Annotated in this window: 16 protein-coding genes and 3 pseudogenes; 5 read left to right on the forward strand and 14 right to left on the reverse strand. The window is 70.8% G+C overall.

Going from position 1 to position 21,714, the window contains the following annotated elements; translation table 11 throughout:
• Window positions 1–10: 10 nt before the first annotated feature.
• From ACFIF2_RS34205 to ACFIF2_RS34220, 4 genes are all read right to left on the reverse strand, one after another.
• Window positions 11–1,282, reverse strand: coding sequence for a DUF2254 family protein (locus ACFIF2_RS34205; RefSeq protein ID WP_395577181.1), 1,272 nt, complete (start codon window positions 1,280–1,282; stop codon window positions 11–13).
• A gap of 475 nt (window positions 1,283–1,757) precedes the next feature.
• A complete protein-coding gene (locus tag ACFIF2_RS34210) occupies window positions 1,758–2,057 on the reverse strand; it encodes a DUF202 domain-containing protein (protein WP_395577195.1) in 300 nt (99 codons plus the stop codon).
• Window positions 2,058–2,198: 141 nt separating this feature from the next.
• Window positions 2,199–2,495, reverse strand: coding sequence for an alkyl sulfatase C-terminal domain-containing protein (locus ACFIF2_RS34215; protein WP_395577182.1), 297 nt, complete (start codon window positions 2,493–2,495; stop codon window positions 2,199–2,201).
• Window positions 2,496–2,774: 279 nt separating this feature from the next.
• Entirely contained in the window at window positions 2,775–2,924 is a 150-nt protein-coding gene (locus ACFIF2_RS34220) for a LapA family protein (protein ID WP_395577196.1), read from the reverse strand.
• Window positions 2,925–3,266: 342 nt separating this feature from the next.
• Between ACFIF2_RS34220 and ACFIF2_RS34225 the strand changes: the two genes are divergently transcribed.
• Both ACFIF2_RS34225 and ACFIF2_RS34230 read left to right on the forward strand, forming a co-directional pair.
• Window positions 3,267–5,159 carry an alkyl/aryl-sulfatase gene (locus ACFIF2_RS34225; protein ID WP_395577183.1) on the forward strand — a complete coding sequence of 631 codons (1,893 nt, stop codon included), beginning with the start codon at window positions 3,267–3,269 and terminating at the stop codon, window positions 5,157–5,159.
• Window positions 5,160–5,286: 127 nt separating this feature from the next.
• Window positions 5,287–6,429: pseudogene (locus ACFIF2_RS34230) on the forward strand (S8 family serine peptidase); the annotation flags it as partial.
• 455 nt (window positions 6,430–6,884) lie between these two features.
• Here ACFIF2_RS34230 and ACFIF2_RS34235 read toward each other — a convergent pair.
• The 7 genes and pseudogenes from ACFIF2_RS34235 to ACFIF2_RS34265 form a co-directional block, all read right to left on the reverse strand.
• Window positions 6,885–8,357, reverse strand: coding sequence for an NUDIX domain-containing protein (locus ACFIF2_RS34235; protein WP_395577184.1), 1,473 nt, complete (start codon window positions 8,355–8,357; stop codon window positions 6,885–6,887).
• A gap of 57 nt (window positions 8,358–8,414) precedes the next feature.
• The gene (locus ACFIF2_RS34240) at window positions 8,415–9,170 is read right to left on the reverse strand and encodes an NUDIX domain-containing protein (protein ID WP_395577185.1); all 756 of its coding nucleotides are present in this window, start codon (window positions 9,168–9,170) and stop codon (window positions 8,415–8,417) included.
• 134 nt (window positions 9,171–9,304) lie between these two features.
• Window positions 9,305–9,892 (reverse strand): annotated as a pseudogene (locus ACFIF2_RS34245) (NUDIX domain-containing protein); the annotation flags it as partial.
• Window positions 9,893–10,630: 738 nt separating this feature from the next.
• On the reverse strand, window positions 10,631–11,203 hold the full coding sequence (locus ACFIF2_RS34250; RefSeq protein WP_395577186.1) for a DM13 domain-containing protein: 573 nt from the start codon (window positions 11,201–11,203) through the stop codon (window positions 10,631–10,633).
• A gap of 563 nt (window positions 11,204–11,766) precedes the next feature.
• Entirely contained in the window at window positions 11,767–13,431 is a 1,665-nt protein-coding gene (locus ACFIF2_RS34255; RefSeq protein ID WP_395577187.1) for a VWA domain-containing protein, read from the reverse strand.
• Complete coding sequence (locus ACFIF2_RS34260) at window positions 13,428–14,624, reverse strand: AAA family ATPase (RefSeq protein WP_395577197.1); 1,197 nt, start codon at window positions 14,622–14,624, stop codon at window positions 13,428–13,430. The genes ACFIF2_RS34255 and ACFIF2_RS34260 overlap by 4 nt, the downstream gene beginning before the upstream one ends.
• 196 nt (window positions 14,625–14,820) lie before the next feature.
• Window positions 14,821–15,126 carry a hypothetical protein gene (locus ACFIF2_RS34265; RefSeq protein ID WP_395577188.1) on the reverse strand — a complete coding sequence of 102 codons (306 nt, stop codon included), beginning with the start codon at window positions 15,124–15,126 and terminating at the stop codon, window positions 14,821–14,823.
• Window positions 15,127–15,520: 394 nt separating this feature from the next.
• Here ACFIF2_RS34265 and ACFIF2_RS34270 point away from each other — a divergent pair, with 394 nt between their 5' ends.
• Window positions 15,521–16,540 (forward strand): hypothetical protein, encoded by a 1,020-nt coding sequence (locus tag ACFIF2_RS34270; RefSeq protein WP_395577189.1) that lies wholly within the window; start codon window positions 15,521–15,523, stop codon window positions 16,538–16,540.
• 13 nt (window positions 16,541–16,553) lie between these two features.
• Window positions 16,554–17,636 (forward strand): hypothetical protein, encoded by a 1,083-nt coding sequence (locus tag ACFIF2_RS34275; protein WP_395577190.1) that lies wholly within the window; start codon window positions 16,554–16,556, stop codon window positions 17,634–17,636.
• Between the two features lie 377 nt (window positions 17,637–18,013).
• Here ACFIF2_RS34275 and ACFIF2_RS34280 read toward each other — a convergent pair whose 3' ends face one another.
• On the reverse strand, window positions 18,014–18,226 hold the full coding sequence (locus tag ACFIF2_RS34280) for a transposase (RefSeq protein WP_395577191.1): 213 nt from the start codon (window positions 18,224–18,226) through the stop codon (window positions 18,014–18,016).
• A gap of 84 nt (window positions 18,227–18,310) precedes the next feature.
• Here ACFIF2_RS34280 and ACFIF2_RS34285 point away from each other — a divergent pair, with 84 nt between their 5' ends.
• Entirely contained in the window at window positions 18,311–18,805 is a 495-nt protein-coding gene (locus ACFIF2_RS34285; RefSeq protein ID WP_395577192.1) for a GNAT family N-acetyltransferase, read from the forward strand.
• A 916-nt stretch (window positions 18,806–19,721) separates the two neighbouring features.
• On the opposite strand, the gene ACFIF2_RS34290 is transcribed toward ACFIF2_RS34285, so the two are convergent.
• Both ACFIF2_RS34290 and ACFIF2_RS34295 read right to left on the reverse strand, forming a co-directional pair.
• Window positions 19,722–20,597 carry a hypothetical protein gene (locus ACFIF2_RS34290; protein WP_395577193.1) on the reverse strand — a complete coding sequence of 292 codons (876 nt, stop codon included), beginning with the start codon at window positions 20,595–20,597 and terminating at the stop codon, window positions 19,722–19,724.
• Between the two features lie 279 nt (window positions 20,598–20,876).
• Window positions 20,877–21,206: pseudogene (locus ACFIF2_RS34295) on the reverse strand (HNH endonuclease); the annotation flags it as partial.
• Window positions 21,207–21,714 lie beyond the last annotated feature (508 nt).

Genomic DNA, 21,714 nt, shown 5'->3' on the forward strand with positions numbered 1-21,714 from the left:
CGTTCGCGGGTCAGGCCGGGCCGCCCAGCCCCTGAGGATCCTTGGTCGCGGCGATGTCGGCCAGGGCCGGGGTGGGCAGTGCGCGGACCGTGTGGTCGAGGGTGGCGTGGAACGGGATCAGGCTGGTGGCGCGGTGGGAGGGGAGCGCGTAGGCAAGAGCGGCGAGGAGGGCGCGCAGGCGGCGGTGGACCTGGAGGGAGTCGGCGCCGTAGAGGATGATCTCGGCGAGGGCGAGGTCCAGCAGGGCGTGCCAGTCGGGGCGGCGAAGGGCGAGGCGGGTGGTGTCGTCCTCGTCGCGGAAGTCGATGGGGCCCAGGGCGCGGTGGGGGAGGCGCAGCAGGGCGGATTCGATCTGGTCGAGGGCCTGGACTGCGGTGGTGGGGTCGTTGACCGCGGGGGAGAGCGCCCTGATGGCGACGTCGACGAGGAGGCGGAGGCCGTAGGCGGGGTCGTGGTCGATGCGGCGGGCCGGCCCGAGGTGCACGGCGCGGGTCAGAGAGCGCACGGTGGCGTCGGAGACGGGCGCGGGGGAGACGCGGAGCAGTGGCGCGCCGGGTTCGACGAAACTGCCGACGGCGACGAGGCAGGTGACGTGGAGGTCGAGGCGGGTGGCGACCGCCATGATGGCGGAGGCGTCGATGTGCTGGACGATGCCGCCGAACGGTGCGGGGATCTCGGCGGTGTCGGTGTCGGTGTGGGGGAGGGGCGTGGGGCCGGTGGAAGAGGGCGGGGTGTGCGGATCGTGCCACTCTTGGTCGAGAGCGGTGTGCAGGAGCTGGCCGACGGCCCGTACGAGGCCGCCTCCGGTGACCAGGTCGCGCAGTCCGGCGAAGCTGCGCAGAATCGCCGCGGTGGACAGGACGACGAAGACGATGGCCAGGGTGACGGACAGCCGGGATGCGTGGTCGTCGCGAACCTGGGCGAGCACGACCAGGGTGTAGACGGCCGTGCCGGTCAGTGCGCCGAAGAGCACCAGTGAGCGTTCGAAGTAGCCCAGGACTCCCGCGAGTCTGGGAGACATGCTCTGCACGGACTGGATGACGAGGGTGACGGCGGTGAGTACGAATCCGGTGAGGGTGATCGCGCCGGCGGCGATGGCGCCGGAGGTGGCCTGGGCCGTGGCCGGGTCGTAGGTCAGTCCCCCCAGGGAGTGGGAGCGTTCCAGGCGCGGCAGCCACCAGCCCAGCAGGGCGCCGCCACCGGCGAGCGCGACCGCCAGGCCGCGGTTGGGCCACGTTGCCTTGCGGCGCCGATGGAGTGCGGTGTGGCGGGGATGAGGCATGTCTGTGGTCACTCCTGTCGCGTCGGCGGCCGGGGACGTGCGGCCGTGGCGGAGGACCCGCAGGGTGCCGCGGGCCGAAGCCCACGTCGGCGACGGTGGCGCGGGACAGCACCGCCACTGCCGACGCGACCCCGACGATCAGGGGCGGGGAACGGCCCGGCAGCGTGCGGGCGACCACCGCCACCGGAGCGCCGTGGAAGGCGCTCCGGTACACCCGTGTTCTGCGGCGGTACACCCGCGCTCTGCGCGTACGCCACGCACTTGGGCGCGGCCAGGGCCCACACCGTCAGCGCACCGAGCGCATCACCGTGTACCCGGTCGCCGCGCAGACGCCCCAGGCCGCCCGGCAGCGCCGGGAACCGCTTCGTTCCACCGGGCCGTTGGGTCACTTACGTGTCCTCCCTACGCATCGGGACGGGGGTGCGCGGGCCGGCGCACGTCAGCCGCTGCTCGCCTCCTCGTCGCGGCCGGCCGCTCAGGGTGCCAACGCGGTCACCGCGACGACGAAGCCGGCGAGGACGAGCATCGCGAGGGTGAGAAGTGGTGCACCCGGGCGCCTGCCCGGCGGTTCGGGTCCGCTGATACGGCGCTGGCGTGTGCGCCACTGGACAAAGCTCGCGATCACCACGGCCGTGGCCAGGGCGTTGAGATAGAGGCCCAGCGCCAGGCGCAGGGCCTGCGGCGTGATGTCAGTGAGCTTGACGACGGCGAACGACGCGGCCAGCAGCGCCAGTGCGGTGCGCAGCCACGCCAGCAGTGTGCGCTCATTGGCCAGGGTGGTTCAGTCGTCCGGCTCCCGCTGCCGCGGTCCGCCGTGCGGTGGCGTGCCGTCCTCGGGCGGTCCGTCCCGGGCGAGGGGCGCGCCCTCTTCGGGCATCTGTGGCTCTCCTCTGTCGGAACGGGGGGAACGGGGCGTTCAGGGGGTGACGATGGCGAAGTCGGGGTCGGGAGCGGTGAGGTGGCCGAGGAGTTCGGTGAGCTTCGCGGGATCACCCGAGATCAGGAAAGCACCGCGTTCGCCCTCGACGCTCGTCATGTTCGGCAGGTCGAAACCCCGGACCTGGTAGATGCCCTCGACCACCTCGAACAGGCTGTGCCGGGCCACCAGGCGGCTTTGGCGACTCAGACCGGGGTTGGCGGTGTCGGGGCAGTCCCGGTCCAGGAAGTCGTACGCGGTCAGGAGCCGGACCTCGTTGCCCTCACCGTCACGCACGATGTCCTCGACGGTCCCCACGAACCCCCGGCGGGCGTGCTCGAGATCCCGGATGTCCTCGAAGGCACCGCGCTCACGACCTCGGCGTTCTGCACGGCGATGCCGGGTTCCGCGGTTCGGGGCTCCTTGTTCTCGGCCATCGCGTGTTCTTCCTTCCGGACGGCGGGGCTCGCTCATGACACAGCCCTTCAACGCTCCGCCAAGGCCGCGGTGGCCGCCAGCGCACACCGTCGTTCGGGGCACCTCGGTCAGGCGCTGCAGGCTTGCCGACAGACATGGTCACCGACGGCTGCGGCTACGGTTGCTGACCAGGAGGGCTCCGCACGCACCACCGATCCCGAACATGATCAGCAGCGCCAGGTACAGAGGCATGGTGACGACCGGGACCAGTAGCCGGATCCTGATCTGCCGGTTGTTCTCGACGATCAGTACGGACGGTCGGCATTCCCCCGAGGGGGCCGGTGCCCGTCAGGTGTCCGTGGTCCGGAACGTGCGCCGCGGGCACTGGCCGGCGGCAGGAGACGGACACGCCGCGAGGGCAGACTCCGCCTGCACCCGGTGGGCATCGTCGTCGCGTACGAGCAGTTTGATCGCCACGTTGCGGTGGAGGTCACGGTCGCGGCCTGCCCAGACCTCGCCTGTCCCGCCCCGGCCAAGCCGCTCGCGCAGTTCGTACTTACCCGCGATCAACGTGCGCGCTCCACCCGCACCTCCAGGAGGCCGGGCGGGTCGCGGCGGCGTTTTTTGGCCTTCTGGTGTGAATCTGTCGAAATGAATGCGACACCAAAGGGCGTACAGCCTTCCATCTCCCGTCAGCAGACCGAGACGCGGGACCGCCTCCCGTTCTCCGACTCCCAGGACTTCGAGGACGCCAGGCGGGGCTTCATCGCCCGCAGGACGCCGAACGCCGTCACCAATGCCGACGGTGCCGTCGTGTGGGACAACGACACCTACGCTTTCCTCGAGGGGGAAGCTCCCGACACGGTGAACCCGAGCTTGTGGCGCCAGTCCAAGCTGGTCGCCGAACAGGGTCTGTTCGAGGTCATCGACGGTATCTACCAAGTGCGCGGCCTCGACCTGTCGAACATCACGTTCGTCGAAGGCACCGCCGGTGTCCTGGTCATCGATCCGCTGATCTCGACGGAGACCGCGGCCGCGGCCCTGGCCCTGTACCGCGAGCACCGCGGTGAGCGCCCGGTGACCGGCGTCCTGTACACCCACTCGCACGTCGACCACTTCGGCGGCGTCAAGGGCGTCACCACCCAGGAGGACGTCGACGCCGGCCGGTGCACCGTGATCGCCCCGGAGGGCTTCACCGAGCACGCGGTCGCGGAGAACGTGTACGCGGGCACCGCCATGGGACGGCGCGCGGCCTACATGTACGGCGCAGCACTCGCCCGCGGTCCGCGGGGCGCCATCGGGGCCGGACTCGGCCAGACCACCTCCACCGGCACCGTCACCCTCATCCCGCCGACCCTGACCATCACCGAGACGGGGCAGGAGGAGGTCGTCGACGGGATCCGCATGGTCTTCCAGATGGCACCCAACACCGAGGCGCCGGCCGAGGTGCTCATCCATTTCCCCGACTTCAGGGCGCTGTGCACCGCCGAGGACGCCACCCACACGCTGCACAATCTGCTGACCCTGCGCGGCGCCGTCGTCCGTGACCCGCACGCCTGGTCACACGCGCTCACCGAGACGATCGACCTGTTCGGCGAGACGACGGACGTCGCGTTCGCCTCGCACCACTGGCCCACCTGGGGCCAGGAACGGGTGGTCGACTTCCTGAGCGTCCAGCGTGATCTGTACGGCTACCTCCACGACCAGTCCCTGCGACTGATCAACAAGGGCTGGACCGGCATCGAGATCGCCGAGCACCTGAAACTGCCACCGGCCCTGGAGAACGCCTGGAACACCCACGGCTACTACGGCTCGGTCAGCCACAACCTCAAGGCCGTCTATCAGCGTTACATGGGCTGGTTCGACGGCAACCCGGCCCATCTGTGGCAGCATCCCCCGGTCGAAGCCGGCAAGCGCTACGTCCGGTTCATGGGCGGAGCCGACGCCGTCGTCGACAAGGCACGCGACTCCTTCGATGCGGGCGACTACCGCTGGGCGGCGGAGGTTCTCAGCCACGTCGTCTTCGCCCAGCCCGACCATGCCGCGGCCCGCGACCTGCTCGCCGACACCCTCGAACAACTCGGCTACGGCGCCGAGAACGGCACCTGGCGCAACTTCTACCTCTCCGGCACCACCGAACTGCGCCACGGCCAGTTCGGCACCCCCACCGTCACCGCGTCCCCGGACATCGTCGCCCACCTCACCCCGACGATGCTGTTCGACGCCATCGCCATCCAGATCGACGGCCCCAAAGCGTGGGACGAGAAGCTCACGGTCGACGTCCGGCTCACCGACGCCGACGAGCGCTACCGACTCAAGCTGTCCAACGGCGTTCTCAGCTACAGCCGCGCGGCGCAACAGACGGCCGCGGATGTCACTCTTACCAGCACGGTCCATGCCTTGTCGGAGCTGGCCGTCACCGGGCTCACTCCCGAGAGCCTCGACCGAGCAGGTGTCCAGGTCGAGGGCGATGTGTCAGCGCTCCGCCGTCTCACCGCCGTGCTCGACCCCGGCGACCCGGACTTCCCCATCGTCACACCCTGACCCCGTCGGCCTCAACGCGCCCACACTTCACGTGGTGACCGGTGCGACGTGCGGGGTGGGGAACAGCGAGTCCGGTTTCCGCCATGACGGTAAGTCGCCATCGATCATCGCTGTTCCGGGGCGCGATTTCACCGATCTGCCCGGCAACCGCGACGTAGTGACCGTGGACCCCGCATCGGGCTCCGGCGGCACCATCCGGGTCGAGACGCACGGCGACGACACCTACGTCGTGCCCGAGGAGGCGACGGCGCTGCCGGCCGCCGACAACCTCGACAAGCGGCTCTTCAACGTGACGAAGCTCGTGGCCATGGGTTACGACGACGCGCGCAGCGAGACCCTCCCGGTCATCGCGAGCGCCGACGTCAAGAGCCGCTCGGCCCGGCCGCCGCGGACCCCCGTCGGCGCGAAAGCGGTGCGTACGCTGCACTCGATCGATGCCACCGCGCTGCGCGCGGACAAGGACGAGGTCCGCGCGTTCTGGAACGACATCACCCGAGGAAGCGCCGCGAGCACCGCTGCCCCCGGCAGCACGGCAAGCCCCGGTGGTGCCTCCCGCACCCTCGACGGCGGCATCGGCAAGCTGTGGCTGGACGGCCGCACGGAGGCCGCGCTCGCCGAAGACACCACGCAGATCAGGGCCGACGACGCCTGGCAGAAGGGCTTCGACGGCTCGGGCGTGACGGTCGCGGTGCTCGACACCGGCGCCGACCTCGACCACCCGGACCTGGCCGGGCAGGTGACGCGGTCCGGGAGCTTCGTCGACGGCGAGGACGTCGACGACGGCAACGGACACGGCACCCACGTCGCCTCCACCGTCGCCGGCACGGGCGCCGCGTCCGACGGCAGGGAGAACGGGACTGCCCCCGGCGCGGAGCTGATCGTCGGCAAGGTGCTGAGTGACGCGGGCACCGGCCAGGACTCCGCGTCCATCGCGGGCATGGAGTGGGCCAAGGAGCAGGGCGCCGACATCGTCTCGATGAGCCTCGGCTCCCCCGATCCCGCCGACGGCGACCACCCCATGTCGCAGGCCGTCGACGCCCTTTCCGCGGACGGCGGTCCGCTGTACGTGGTCGCCGCGGGCAACGCGTACACCGCCGGTTCCATCGGCGCCCCCGGCGCGGCCGACTCGGCGCTGACCGTGGCAGCCGTCGACGGCGACGACGAGCGGGCGTCCTTCTCCAGCCAGGGCCCGCTCACCGGCTCGCACGCGCTCAAACCCGACGTCTCCGCACCCGGCGTCGACATCACGGCGGCCGCCTCGCAGTCGGTGCGGTCGGATCGGTGTCGCGGACGATCCGGGCGACGGTGTCCTGCAGCGTGCTGTCGGCCGGTATCACGCTCTCCAGACCGCCGAGCAGCACGTCCAGCTTGCAGCATCCTGAGACACCGCGGTGATCCCGTACCAGAGACGTGATCGTGCGGCCGTAGCGGTCGGCGTACAGGATCCCTTCGAGGACGACGTGGAAGCCGGCGTCGAGGGCTGCGTGGGCGATCGTGCCCAGGGCGATGTTGGTGCCGCGCGCGGTGTCGTGTTCCCTGAGCACGTTCCGGCGGATCACGTCCTGGCCTACGGTCGCGATACCGCGGCCGTAGTGATCTCGCAGGCTCTGGGCCACGCTCGACTTGCCGGACGCCGACTTGCCGCGGATCACCACGAGGCGGGTATCTGGCGCCCGGTCGCTGTCGCAACGGGCATGCGACTGGATGTGCTGGTCGACGCGCCGGTCATGTGGGCCAGCCCGTCTCGCTGTACAGCTCGCCGTTCTGGATCTTCGCGATAGCCAGTCGCGTGTAGGGGACGAGGTCGTCGGGAAGGGCGGCGGGATCCCAGAACTTCCACTGGGTGCACTTGTCCGGCTCGCGCAGCACCGGCTCGCCGCTCCAGGTACGGGCGCGGAAGAACAGGGCCATGCGGGGTGGGTTCCTGGGCTGACCGATGTGGTGGACGACATGGACGAGTTCCACGTCCTGGCGCTCGATGCTCAGCCCGGCTTCCTCCATCGCCTCCCTGATCAGGCAGTCGATGGCATTCTCCTGCTCGCAGTGGCCGGCCAGGACGTGCCAGGTGGACGGCGCGAACGCGGAGTCGGGGTGGCGCAGCCCGAGCAGCACCGTCCCGTCGGGGCGTTCCAGGTAGAGGTGGACGCCGATGATGTTGGGGACCGTGCCGTGCGGTGCCGCCGGACGCTGTTCCTCGGGCTCGGGTTCGCTCTGCATCGGCGGGAGGCCGGCGGCGTGGCGCCGTACGAGGTCGCTGGTCGTGTCCGCGATGCGCAGGCGGTGGAGGTCGTCGGGGGCGAACCAGGCGAGCATTACTCCTTCGGTCAGGTGGAGTTCGCGCGGGTCGCCGTTCCAGCGGCCGGCGTAGATGGCGATGGGTACGGTCGTGCCGTCGTCGTGGGAGGCGTACTCGGTGCCGAACGGGGACAGGCCGGCGAGATCGAGGCCGGCTTCCTCGGCCAGTTCGCGCCGCACGGTGTGTTCCAGGGTGGCGTCCTGGGGCTCTCGGCCGCCGCCGAGCAGGGACCACATGCCCGACTCCCAGATCTGACCGGGGAAGTAGTCGCGGAGGTGGAGCAGGTACTCGCCGCGGTCGTTGTAGATCAGGGCCGAGGCGTTGGCCGTCTCCGGTTCGGCCTGGAGCGGCAGTTTGAGCAGCTTCTCGCGCAGTGTCGGGGAGGTCACCCGGTCCACGGGACGCCACTGGATGCCGCCGACTTCCTCTTCTTGCGGCACGACCGACACCTCGGTCGTCTGCAGACGGAAGAGGAACCGCAGGTCGAAGTGGTGGTGTCTTGGCTCGCCCTTGCCCGGATGGGCGTCGATGTTGTGGATGTCGATGTCCAGCGGCACGGTCTCGAAGCCCGGCCACGGCGTGACGGCCCGAGCCGGGATCCCGGTCTCCTCGTGCAGTTCACGCAGAGCCGCCGCTGCCAGGGTGTCGTCGGTGGGCTCGGTGTGTCCGCCGGGGGCGAGGACCTTCCCGCTGGCCAGGTGCAGCACGTGCAGGACGCGGCCGAGCTGGTCGACGACGATCGCGCCGCAGGTGACGTGCCCGGTGAAAGTCGAGCGGTTGGTGATGTCCTCGCCAGGCCGGTCGAGGGCGTCCAGGAGGACGCTGAGCTGCTCGCGCTCGTGAGGGTGACGGGTGAGGTAGGTATCGACGGTGGTGCGGATGTGGTGGTGCGACAACGGCATGGGGACTACCTCAGAGGGGCGCGGGACGGGAAGGAGGCGAGGTGGGCGGGGTCGGGGTCAGCTGAGCCGCACCCCCTCCACAGGGATCTCCTCGATGGCGGTGGCGCGAGCGGTGGGCAGACCCCACCGCTCACGTGCCGTGTCCGCGGCGAGCTGGGCCTGCCGGGTTCCGGGCGAGCCCCAGCCCAGCAGGGCGGCAGTCTGGGCGGGGGTGGCGAGCAGGCGGGCGAAGGGGCGCCCGGTGGCGGGGTCGACGGCCGCCGGCCCGATGGCGGTGACCCGGGCGGCCAGGCGGAGCCGGGCGTTGGGCCCCACGCCTCCGTAGACCTCGCCGGTCTTGTCCAGTACCCAGCCCAGTCGCACCGGGTCGGTCAGGGTGAGCCGGGCTTCCTCGGCGGCTTCGCGACGCAGGGTGTCCTCGGGCGTGGTGTCGGTGCTCTCCACGGTGCCGCCGGGCAGCATCGGCAGCGCGCCCCGCGGGCCGGGGTCGGCCACGACGACGACCCGGCCGTCGGGGATGAAGCACCACGCCCAAGCTTGCCGCACGGGCAGCCGCTCGGGGACAGGGCGGCGGTGGAGAGGGCTGTCCCACAAGGGCCGGTGGCGGACGTGGACGTCGTGCCGGTCCAGGGCCGGGACGTCAAGGATGTGCCGGCCGTCGGCGAGGTGCGCGGTGGCGGTGTTGCCGAGCCGGGCACGGTAGGCGGCGAGCATGATCTGCCCGTCCACGGGACGCAGCCGCCGGATCGCGTCCCGGGTCTCCAGGAAGGCGTACTCGGACAGCTCCTGAAGCGGCAGGCGGATCGCCTCCACCTGGTCGGGGGTGAGGATTCCCCCGTCGAAGACGAACGGATCTCTCCGGGGCAGTGCGCGCCGGGCTGAAGGTCAGGGTGGTGCGCGGAGAAGGAGTGGACGGCGAGCACGGCCGACAGCGGCAGGTCCAGGCCCAGTTCCTCGGTGATCTCGCGCCGACAGGTGACGTGCGGGTGTTCACCGTGTTCGACGACACCGCCGGGCAGCACCCACGAGCCGTCCTCACGGTAGGTGGGGCGCACCAGCAGGACCTGGCCCGCCTCGTTGGTGATGATCGCGGCGGCACCGAGCCACGTGGCATGCCGGGGCGCGGCGTACTGATCTGCCGGCACACCTGCACCCGTTGAGACGTGATCCGAAGAGAACACGGGAGAAGTCACGTGGTTCTGCCTTCCGAGACGGTGGACGGGCGGGTGTGCGGCGGGTCGGCGAGGGTTGCTCAGTGGGCACCGCTGTTCATCCGGCGCTGCGGCTTTCACTGCTGCTGGGCACGATCGGCCATTCCAGTCCACCACCCCGGCAGGGGTCGCACGCAACGGCGCACCCCGGCAGCACGAAGGCCCTGGCCGCTCGGAGCAGGCCAGGACCGTCGTTGCCTCGGGGGAAGCTGACGCGGCCCCAACGCCAGCGCGGGAATGGGGGCCGCGGACTGCACGGGCCAGATTCCCCGGCCACCTGGCAGGTGCCGGATTCAGTGACCGCGGCGGCGACATTGATTGCATCGTGCACCGGCGTCGTCCCCTTCACCCAGTGGCCCTACCCTCAGCGCACGCCAGCCGACCCCGCCCTGTCAACGTCGCACGGCCGGCTCCCCCGCCTGGTTGTACATGGCGGACCGTTCAGAGGTACTCGTGCGTCACCAACCCTGTTGATCAGGACAAGGGAGGCGGGTGCGGGCTCGGTGCTGAACGAAAATGACGGCCAGCCGCTGTCCAGCCGCCCGCTGCCGCACACCCATCACGGGCGGCACCGTCCAGATAGGCGTGCGAGACACCAACCCGACATCGCCGACGGCATTCCCCCCTCACCCGGGCCGGATCGGACAACATGGCCTCGAAGAATCGTCACCGCGCTGTGCCACAGCTTCAAGATCCGCAGCGAGACGGCGGGCAAACGCGTCAGGCCCACCATCATGCTGGCCGACGACCCGGCCGGCCGTTCCTCCCTTGCCGGGTCCCCTTTCGTCGCCGGCCGCACGCTCCGGTCACTCAAGTCCCCGATCACGTCACAGGAACACGTCACACCGTGACGCCTGCTGGACATGAACGCCGCGCCAGGCCCTCGTACGGCATCGCGGTGCCGTCAACGCCCAGGAGGACGTTTCGGCACCCGGAACAACGCCAAGAACAGCCGGTGTGCCCCGCCCGGGGCACACCGGGCCTTCCTCGCCGGCCGGACGGAGCCACAACTCGGTTCCCGTTCGTGCCGACGCGCGAAGGGCCCTGGAGCGGGGCTCGCTGCTACGCGAGCGTGGCGGCGCCGAAGGAGACGTCGAAGCGGTCGCACCAGATGGCGACACTGGTCAGACCGCTCAGGTCCGTGCCCGCGGGGACGGCGTAGTTCTGGGCGCCCTTGTTGCCCTTGAGCTTGCCCAGGTTGACGTACTTGCCGTCGTCGAAGACGTGCCAGCCCGCCTCTCCCTCCTTCACGGGTGCGTCGGTCAGCCAGACCCGCAGGTCGGGCCCATTGCTCGTGTCCAGGCTCTCCAGCCGGACCGTGTGCGAGCCGTCCGGCAGCCGGATCAGCTTCACCGTGCCCGTGGTCGTGTGCTCGTGGCTGATGAAGGACCCCTGCGTGATCGTCACCGGATCCTGCGGTGTGGGCGACGGAGCTGAGTCAGCGGACGGATCCCCGGATGCCGTCGACTCGGCCGCCGCCGAGGTCGGAGCCACACTCGGCAGCGCTTCCTGTACGGTCTCGTCCTGCCACAGCTTCCACGGCTGGAACCAGTACAACCCGACACCGGCGAGCGATATCGCCACGATCAGCGCGCCCGCCACCAGCGGCCCACGCCGCCCTCTGTCCCGACTCAAGATCATCACCTTCCGCGTCCTCGTGTGCCCCCATTGAACGCTGCCGAGCGAGAGCCGGTCACCGGAACCCACCGGTCAACTTGCGGACTCCGCCCTTCCACACGTGGTCCGATGAACTCCTGTTCCTGTCGGACCCTGAAGTCGCGGTGATGTCAGCGGAGGATGACGGCGAGGCGGTCTGGATCGGCGTCGCACGCAGATCTTCCGGGGCTGAGTGTCCGGGCTGCGGAAGGTGGTCGAAGCGGATTCATGGGTCCTACCTGCGGTTTCCCGCTGATCTGCCCAGCGCCGGAGGCGTGTGGTGCTGCGCCTGCAGGTCCGCCGGTTCACCTGGCCCGTTCGCGACCGGTTCCGGACTTCTCGTGTCCGGCCGCACCTTGGGCCTGGTCATGGTCATGGGCATGGTCATGACTGGGTGCGTGGCCGACTGCGACGATCTCGAAGGCGACGGCGTGGAACTCCTCCGCAGTCGCTGCTGGGTTGTCGGTGGCCGAGGGCCCCGGCGCCCGCCCCGGAGTACGCCGGACGGCGTCGGGGGCCGTACGCGGTACGGCCGAGCGGGGTCAGACGAGCCGGAAGAGGTCGGCGGCGGCGTGCACGTCGGTGAGGTCCTCGACATTGCGGAGGTTGTCGCACAGGGCTTCCAGAACCGAGCCGTGCTCGGTGGCTGCCGGACTCTTGACGGCCACACCGAAGAGCCTGAAGTCCAGCCGGCGTTTGACGGCTCGCCAGTCGCGTGTCCATTCCTCGGTGACCTCGCAGGCGTCGTCGGTGATAAGGACGACATCCCCGCGCGCCCGGCCGACGGCGGCGAATTCCTCCGCCAGTAGGTCCGCCGCCGCGGACAGCGGCCGTTGGAAGTCGGTTCCGCCACCGAGGAAGGTCTCGGCGAAGTCGATGACCGCGGCGGTCGAGGCGGGCCGGCCGGCCGGGAAGCGGAAGACGCGGAGCTCGTCGGCGGAGGAGAACAGGATGCCGACGAAGTCCCGCCCCGCCGCGCGGGCCTGGTCCATCAGCGCCAAGGCGCAGGCCTTGGACCACGCCTCCCGGGTGATGCCGCCAGGGCCCTCGGCGTACATGGAGTGCGAGGTGTCCACGCACGCGACGACGGCGCCCTTGCCGGTGCTCTGCTCGCCCTGGCTGTCGTAGAGCATCAGCTCCCCGGCGGCGTACCGGGCGGCGAAGACCGCGCGGAGACCGGGCAGGCCGAGGTGGGCCAGTTCGGAGGGCAGTACGCGGGAGAGGTCGTCCCCGAGGGTGACGCCGATCAGCTCGCCGGTGGTGTTCTTCACCCTGCGGGCGCGTTCACCACCGGCCATCTGCCGGAACCGGCCGATCAGTTCGGCCCACCGGGCGAGACGGCCGCCGCGCAGCCGCTCGGCGAGCCGGTCGCGTTCCTCGAACGGCATCCGCTCCAGCTCGCCGGGGCCGACGCCCCACGCCCGATGCAGCGCGGCCTCGTGCCGCACCGCTTCGGCGGCCCGCGCGGTGGCGTTGCGCGCCATGACCTTGATGTCCGGGGCGGCCGCGGCGACGGCCCGGGCGGCGGCCTGCGCGGCCTCCCGGGCGGTGGCCTCGGCCGCCTCGGCGGCTCCCAGCGCCCGTTGTGCGGCGGTGGCGACCGGGACCGGCACGGCACTGTCCTGGCCGGCCGCGGCAGCGGCTCTCCGGAGCGCCTCGCCCACGCGAGCGGCAGCGTTCTGAGCGTCCCGCAGAGCCGCGCCCGCACGTCCGGCCGACTCCCGGGCGTCCCAGGCCCGCACCAGCATCCGGCGCAGAGCGGGCGCCTGGACGAGGACGGCCATGGCGGCGGCGTAGGGGTCGCCCGCCGTCTCCCGGCGTAGTGCGGCGAAGTCCGGCGACCTCACCAGCGCGGTGACGATCCCGTGATCGGCCAGCCGGGCAGGGTCCATCTCGGCGGGCTCGCGCAGCCGGGGTTCCGTCTCCTGGTAGGCGGCCAGGAAGACATCGGCGAGGAGATCGTCGATGTGGGCGTGCTGTGGGCGCAGTTCGTCGACCAGCTCGCGCAGCGCGGCCGACTGCGCGAGCGTGTCGCGCCAGGCGATCCGTTCGAAGGGGCCCGCCACCACCGTCGCGGTGTGCCGCCCGGGCCGCCCGACGCCCAGTCCCAGCCAAGCCCCGGAGTGGCGCACCAGCTCGTCCAGCCCGACAGGTGCCCCGCCGTCGGCACCGTCCGTGGCTTCCGGCCCTGTCTCCTCGACGCTCACGGCTGCGCCTTCACCGCGCTGACGTCCACGCCGAGGGCCTCGGTGAGCACCCGGGCACGGACACCGCGATGACGACCGATGAGACGGTCGATGGCCGCGGTCGAGCGACCGGCGTTCGCCGCCTCTGTGCGCAACGTCTCCAGCCGCTTGCCCGCCACGGCAAGCTTGCCGTGGGCGTTCTTGATGACCCACTCGCTCAAGGCCTCCCGGGACTGCCCGGCCATGGCGTCGAGCTGGGCCTCCAGCTCGTCGATGGTGTCGCCCAGGTCGAGAGCCTCCTTGGCGTCGGGATTCACCAGGTGCAGCACCTCCCGTTCGACGGTCGGGCGCTGGGCGGGCGAGTGCCACAGCACATGGGTCAGCATCGACAGGTCGGTCTCGGCGACCGCCGGACGGCCCTGTAGGTAGGCGGAGGCTTGGAGCAGCCGCACCGCCTGCCGCCAGCGGCGGTCGGAGGCGACGATCTCCTTGCGGCGCAGGGCGGCACGCAGGGTGCACACGGCGTCCACGATCGTGTCCGGGACGCCGATGCCCGGGACGGATTCGGTCACGGCCCGTTGCAGCGCGGCCAGTCCGACGGTGGTCCGGGCGGGGGCGGCCGGGTGGCCGACGGCGGAGCGGACCAGTGCGGCGAAGTTGGACGGGTCCGCCAGATACCCGACCTCGATCCGCACCAGCAACCGGTCGTAGATCGCGGCCGAGTCGTCGCTCTCCGCCAGTTCGTTGCTGGCGGTGATCGCGCCGATCAGGGGGCAGTGGATCGGTTCGCCGCCGTTCTCCGGGTGGTAGATCCGTTCGTTGAGGAAGCCCAACGTCTCGTTCAGCGCGGCCGTGGAGCACTTGAAGATCTCGTCGATGAACGCGATGTGCGCGGTGGTGGCGCGGCCCTCATAGACCTGGCGGTACTCGCCCCGGGAGAGCGCGGCCACGTCGATGGGCCCGAACATCCTCGTCGGAGCGGTGAACTTGGACAGCAGGATCTCCCAGTACGACGCCCCCTCGATCCGGCCGGTGAGCTCCCGGGCCATCTCGGACTTGGCCGTGCCGGGCGGGCCGAGCACCAGGGAGTGCTGCCCGGCAAGCAGCGTCACCACCAGCGCGCGTATCACGTCGTCCCGTTCGTAGAAGCGGTCCGACAGCTCCGCGACGATCGTTCGCAGCCTTGCCGCCGTGCCGGGCACGCCGGGCGGGATCTGCCGTCCCTCGGGCTCCGTGCTCCACGGCCGGTCGCCGGCCGTCACCGAGTGCCTCCCGGGGTGCTGCGGCCGTGCAACCAGACGTCCGGCGGCATGAGCCCGGTCTCCCGGGCGAGCCCGGAGCGGGCACCGATTCTTTCCGCGCCAGGCACGGTGGTGCCGCAACACGAGCGAGTGGGGGCAGGTTTCGCGATCACGGTGCGCAGCGTAGAGGAGGCCGGCGGCCGGCAGCAGTGCGCTGGACCACAGGCCGACTGGTGCGGGGCGAACGGCCGTGGCCTGCGGGACGGCTTGCGGTGCGGAAGGCCGGGCGCTTGTTGCGGTCGGCTCCCTCGTCGCTGCGCAGGCCCAGGATCTTCAGGATCCGAACCGGCCGGCCGAGTTCGCGGGTTCGGCGGCTGACCATCGGCGGACAGGCGTTGGAGACCACGGTGACCTCGACGTGCCGGTCGGCCGGCACCTCGAACGCGGCGCTCCGCAGCGCGGCGAGTTTGGACATCCCCGGGTAGCGGACGCCGTTTATGGCAGGGCGAGAAGGCATGGGAACTCCAGACGACTGGGATGAGCTGGCGGGCATCGGTGCCGGGGAGCTGCTCACGCCGCCGTGTGCGCGAGGTCGGGAACTTGGGATACGTGTGAAGTGGCGATTGCCAGCGCCCGGACAGGGGCCACCGGGCGCAGGACGGGGGCGTCGGGTAGCGGACAGGGGCGCCTCTCGCGCCTCTGGCTGCGCGTCGCACCCCGTCGGCCTCAGCGGCATCAGGCCAAGGGGGGAAGACACTTTGTCTTCGGGTCCGCGCCGTCACAGTTTCGGCGGCCGGGAACAGGGGCGGCGCGGGCAGCCCCTCCGGCGTGTGTCACGATCTTCCCCAACCTGTGGGGGGTGTTGCTGAATGGCGCAGGACATTGCGCTGCGGCCGGTGGTGGACCCGGCCCTCGAGGACGCGGAGCGCGCGCTGCTGGAGAAGTCCGCCGACGGACTCTTCCCGGCCACGCTGCCGCTGCCCGAGGAGCCGGGGCTGGGCGGCCGTACCAAGGCGGACATCTGGACGGCCCTGGGGGCCTCCGCGGTGTGCGCGCTACTGCCGGTGACGATCCTGTGGGCGCTGATCGGCGTGTGGCCCGGCCTGGCCGTCGGACTCGCTGCGCAGGCGGGGCTGATCTGGGTCGGGGTCCAGTTCGGGTTCGAGACGTTCATCCTGACCGTCGTGGGCGTGCACCTGCTGGCCTGGCTGCTGATCGTCGTCCTCGGCTGCGGGACCGACGAGCGGCAGCGGGTGGCCCGGCTGCGCCACGGCCGGTACTACCTGGCCGAGGACTTCGGCGACGACTCCCTGCGCGAGCTGCTGGGCCACTCGCCGCTGCGCCGGATGGAGCGCGCCCAGGCCGCCGTGACGGCGGTACTCCAGTCGCAGGTCGACCGGGACGGGCTGCTGGACGACATCGCCAACGACGTGACGCTGCCGGCCCAGCAGTACGAGATCGCCCAGCGCCTGGCCGAGCTGACCCGGCTGGCGCGGAAGGTGCGCACCATTGCCGGGGACGCCTCCGGCTCGCGGGTGGAGGAGGTGCTGCGGACGCAGCGGCAGGCGCTGCGGCTGTCGTCGAGCGCGCTGGAGGAGCGAGTGGAGGCGCTGGAGCGGTACGCCGAGAACACCCGCGCGGCGGACACGGCGTACCGCGAGTGGGAGGCCGTACGGGAGCTGGAGCAACTCGGCGAGGACATGCACGAGTTGGTGGTGAACACGGTGCGGGACGAGCTGGCCGTCGCCGAGATCGAGGGGCTCGCCGACCGGTCCCGGCTCCAGGACCTGCACCGGATGCTGGACGAGGCGCGGGAGGCGGGGCTGCTGGCCACGCGGTTCGCCGACGAGCCGGCCGACAGCCGGTCCGGCGACAGCGGCCGGGCGTGAGGGGGAGGACGACATGACGCAGACATCCCAGCCGAGACGCGAGTTCCACTCCGGCCGCGGCAGGAAGACCTTCGACCGGATCCCGGGCGGGTTCTACCTGGTCGGCGCCCTGGTGATCCTCTTCGAGGTGGTCGCGCTCGGCGCGGTCGGGCTGGCCCTGGCCGTCGGTGACCCGAGCGACGACGGGGCGTCCCCGGACAAGAAATCCCGGCAGGTCGAGGTCACCTACATCGCGACGGGCGACCACCCCTCGGTGGACCTCACGGTCGGGGAGGCGAACAGCCACGCGCCCTACGGGGTTGTCATCCTGCCGTACCGCAAGACCGTCACGCTGGCGGCGGGCGCCGACTTCTATCTGGACGTCAGAAGCCGCGAGGACCAGGACGGGGGCACCCTCACGTGCACCGTGCTGGTCGACGGCAAGGTGGTCCAGCAGGCGCACAGCACACCGGACTCCTCGTCCGCCACCTGCGCGGGCAGCACCGCGGACGCCCCGCAGCGGGGGATCCCCATGCCCACTCTCACCCCCGGCGCCTCCCCGCTGCCCGAGGAGCGGCGGCTCACCGGGACCGTCAAGGTGCGGGACTACCCGGGCGAGGGCTCGCCGGTCATCGGCACCGTCACTGACTCCTCCCTGGAATACGCGGAGCTGGGCGGCACGTGGGACCGGAGCAAGCCGCTGGATCCGGTCTTCGACGGCTTCACCCGCAAGCAGGAGGGGCGCCAGCGTGCACTCGTGAAGTCCACGCAGGTCGACGATGACATCATGGCCGCGGCCGGCGGCACCGGGGAGCTGCGCGGCGTGGCGGGCGCGGTGATGGACGAGCGGCGGCGCTACGAATACCCCCGCGACCAGGCGATCCTGGTCGACGTCGCCTCGCAGCCGCTGAAGGTCGACGGACACGACGCCTGGCTGCTGGTCAGCGAGATCCACTTCCACAAACGCGGGGTGCCGTCCACGATGGACCTGAACGCGGTCCTCGTGGTCGACACCGGGCGGGTCCGCCCCTCGGTGCTGTGGGTCGTACTGCCGGAGACGAACAAGAAGCTCTGGCCGGACCTCAACACTCTGGTCGCATCCGTCCAGGTTCGCTGACCTGCACCGATACGAGACGGGCCCCGGGCGCGCGACGCGTCCCAGGCCCGTCCGGCAGAGCGCGACGCTGCCCGGGCACGGCATCGAGTCGGCGGCGACCAGGCACCTTCAGCACGCCGTTCGACGAGCGGGTCGGGGAGCTGCCGGAGCGGTCGATCAAGCGGCTGGCGACCGGCCCGTCGATCCCAGCGAAGATCCCGCTGGGCCTGGACAGCGGGACATACTGGAACAGCTTCTTCATCAAGAACGAGGCGACCCAGTCGCGGTGGCCACGCGGATCGACCTGCTGTGCGAGGCGCTGACGCACCACTTCTACCGGCCGATGCTCAAGCAGCCCGGCGTGAAGGACCCCGAGACGTGGGGTGTCGGCTACGACATCAGCGCCCTGTCGCAGCGCCCCGACCGCAGCGCCGAGGACGAGAAGGGCCACGGCGCGGGAGTCCTCTGCGGAACTTCCACACGAACCCGTTCAGGACCCGGCGGTCGTCCAGCCGCTTACGTCCCCGCAACGACGCAGGCAACAACGGCCGGACGAACTCCCACTCGGCATCTGACAGTTCATGACGACGTATCACGACACCATGATCCACCAACAGTGATCATTTGATGACACTGCCCAGGAGCTGTCTGTAAAACCAGGTGGCCTCAACGGACCATCTGGGTAGGGTCGGGCAATGCCCATGCTGAAGCCGCTGCATATCGGCCATGCCCCGGCGGTTCTGGCGTTCGAGCTGGCGAACCGTGCCTACTTCGCTGCCTCGATCTCCGACCGCGGCGACGACTTCTTCGACCAGTTCACCGACCGGTACAACGCGTCGCTGGCCGAGCAGGAGGCCGGCGTCTGCGCCTTCTACGTGCTCGTCGCCGAGGACGGCTCGGTACTCGGCAGGTTCAACCTGTACGACTTGGAGGACGGCACCGCCAGACTCGGCTACCGGGTCGCGGAACGGGTCGCCGACCGCGGCGTGGCGACCGCGACCGTCCGGGAGCTGTGCCGGATAGCGACAGCGCGGCTCGGCCTGCGCACACTGCGTGCGGCCACCTCCCACGACAACGCCGCGTCCCAGAAAGTTTTGGCTAGGGCCGGGTTCGTCCCGGTTGGCCCTGCCACCCCGGCCGATCTCGGCGGTAAGTCAGGCACTTGGTACCAGCGCGACCTCCAGCCGTAGACCTTGATCTTGGTCTTGGTGATGGCACGACAGAGCTCCGGGGGGCGCAGGAACCGGGCGGTGAGGGATGAGGCGGACCGGCGGGCGTCGGAGTGGGGACGCCGCTCATGCCGCCGTGTGCTCGGGGTCGGGGTGTTTGGGGTAGGGCCGGAGCGAGGGGACGCCGATCTTGATGTCCTCCCGCTCGCGCCCGGTCCGGCCGAGCCGGAAGACCCAGCGAAGACCCAGCGGTGGACACCGTGGTGGCGGACGTTGCGGGCGCCAATCGCCGCCAAGGCCTCGCACACCCACCGCGCCCGGTCGCATCCGGGCCGGGGCCGCGGTGCATCAAGCGCCAGGAGCTGAGCGGTGGCGTAATCACAGCCCTGCTCCTGGCGGCGGATGTTCTGCGCCGTTCGGTCGTGGAAGACGGTGCCGTCCTGTAGGAGCTTCACCGTGCGGGCGGTCGCACGGCCGGTGTACAGGGCGTTCGTCGCCGCATAGCGTCCCGCGACATCGGGACGCTATCCGGTCCGAGATCGCGCTCCGTTACTGGGCCGAGGTGCATGGGGGATGCAGCCTGCTGCCCCGACGCGACGCGGGCCGGCCGACGATCCGGTTGTACTCGCGACGGGCCCTGCGCTGGGCCGGGACCGCGGGGAGGTCCTGGCCGCCGTCGAGCGGATGGCAGCGGGCGAGGAGCTGGCGGTGTACGGCGGGGACGCGCAGGGTGTAGCGCTGGCCGCGCCGTACGGTCGCCCCCTGGCCGAGCGCGGCCCGCCCGGCGGGCTCCAGCTCGGTGGTGCGGAGGTAGGTGGCGACCTTGCCGCGCGCAGTCCGTCGTACGTCAGCTCGCGCTGGCGTTCGCCCGCGGCCGCGAGGGTCTGCACCAGGAACTTCATAGGGCGAGGGCCGGGCCGAGCGTGATCGCTGGGTGTCACGGACCTGAGAAGAGCTTCCTGATCAGGGCTCCCGCACTCGGCCAGGAGGTCTGCCCGCCGGTTGCCTTGAAGCTCCGCACATGGGCTTCGTAGATATTTTCGAACATTGTGACCCCATGCCGTATCCGCTCTGGCGTCACCTCTTCTTCCCGCAGGAGCAGCAGCGTGGCGATCGCGAGTTCGTTCTTGCCGGACGGCAAGCCGGCACGTGCCAGCAGGCCGGGCGCAGCCTCCTCCGCCTCCGCCTGGCTGCGTGACACAGCTCTCCGTTCCTCGGTTCGGAGCCTGCTCTCCACTTCTTCGCGCTCTCGCTCCTGCTCCGCTTCACGCGCTCGTGCCTCCGCCTTACGCGCTCCCTCCCGCTCCGCTTTCTTCGCTCGCTCCTGTACCGCCTTGCGCTCCCGGTCTTTCGCCAGCGCCCTGTCCCGTGCACGCGCCAGCGTCAGTGCCTTGCGTCGTTCGCTCTGGTCCGCGTACTCACGGGAAGGCAGTCGCGTCGGATCGATCAGTTGCTGAGGCAGGTCGGTACGATAACGGAGCTCGGAGATCACTCCGGTGACAATCTCCCGAACGGCTGCCGGCAGCACTTCGGAGTAGCGGGAGTCCAGGCGGCGGGGGCCCTTTGTGGCTCTGCTGAGCGTCTCGTGAAGAACGATCGCCGCCTTCAGCGGTGGGAGGTGCCCTGCCGCCTGGCGACGGTCCACCTCGTCCACGATGGCGGCATACAGAGCGGGCCACACCTCGTCCCGAGCCTCTCGGAGCAGTCGTTCACGAGCCAGTTGATCCGCCCGTTGCTGGGCAGCGACGATCCGTTCCAGTTGCGCCAGTGCCCGGCGCTCGCGTTCTTCCCGCCGACCGCTCAACCACCCCATGCCGACATTAGACAACGGACGAACCCGACGAACCAGATGGAAGACATCGCGGGAACGGCTACCCAGCCGCGAGTCCGGCAGCCTGTGGAGGAAGTCCGCGACGCCACGCCTCATGGACAAGCGCCACACTCGGCTGGATCGCAACGGGCGTCGTCCGCAAGAAGTAGAACGGGGACGCGACACGCGGTCGGACCGGCCATGCTGGCCCGTGCGGTCCGCCCCGGGCTCAGCGGCCCAACACGTCCCCACCACCAACTTCGAGGCGGACCGGGGGCCTAGCTAGGCGGCGGGCTCGTAGGCCACGCTCCGCTCCGGGCAGCCGTTTGGCGCCTCCCGCAGGGCCGCGACCTCCGCTTCGCCCGCCATCAAGCTCAAACGCAGCCTGGTGCCCGCCCAATCGGCGATGTATCGGCAGTGCACCTCGGCGGCCGGCGGCAGCCACGATGCTTGGTCCTGGTCGGTCGTGGACCGGTTCGAGCGGGCCGTGACCGCCACCAGACTGGTGGCCACGCCCTGGTCGTTGGCGTACGCCTCACGCCGCTGCGCGGTCCACGCGGACGCGCCGCTGTCGCAGCTCTCCGCCACGGGCACCATGTGGTCGATGTCGAGCTTCAGCGAGAGGGAGCGCCTCTGCGGCGTGGGCGGACGTGGACGCGGTGACGGACAGAATGGCGAGGACGCGGCGGCCAGGCCGCGAAGCCTAGAGCTGACCATGAGCTGTTGGCAGCGGCCAACGGCGGGGCGCAATCAGCCCTTCGCCGAGTGCGCCGCCCGTGTGAGTGGAAAGGTCATACCGGATCGCCCTGAACCTGACACCGGCGAGAATGGTCGGATGGGTGGGGTTCGCAACCGATCCCTGCTCGCGCCCGTCTCCTTCCTCAGTTGACGACAGGCTCGGCTCAGGGCGGGGCGGAAGCTCGTGAGGAGTCGGGCACGAGGGAGAAGGCCGTCATGATCCTCCTCATACCAGTAGTGTTCCTCGCCGCCCTCGTGCTGGTCGTGTTCTTCCTGCTTCGATGCTTGAAAGTCGCCTTGCCGGGGAACCGACGCTGGTTCGGCTGGCGCCGCGTGGTCGTTGCCGCCGCATTCGCGTGCGCAGCCGTTGCCACGGCCTCTT

This window comes from Streptomyces sp. BK79, from assembly GCF_044142145.1.
In the GTDB taxonomy this organism is placed as follows: Bacteria; Actinomycetota; Actinomycetes; order Streptomycetales; family Streptomycetaceae; genus Streptomyces.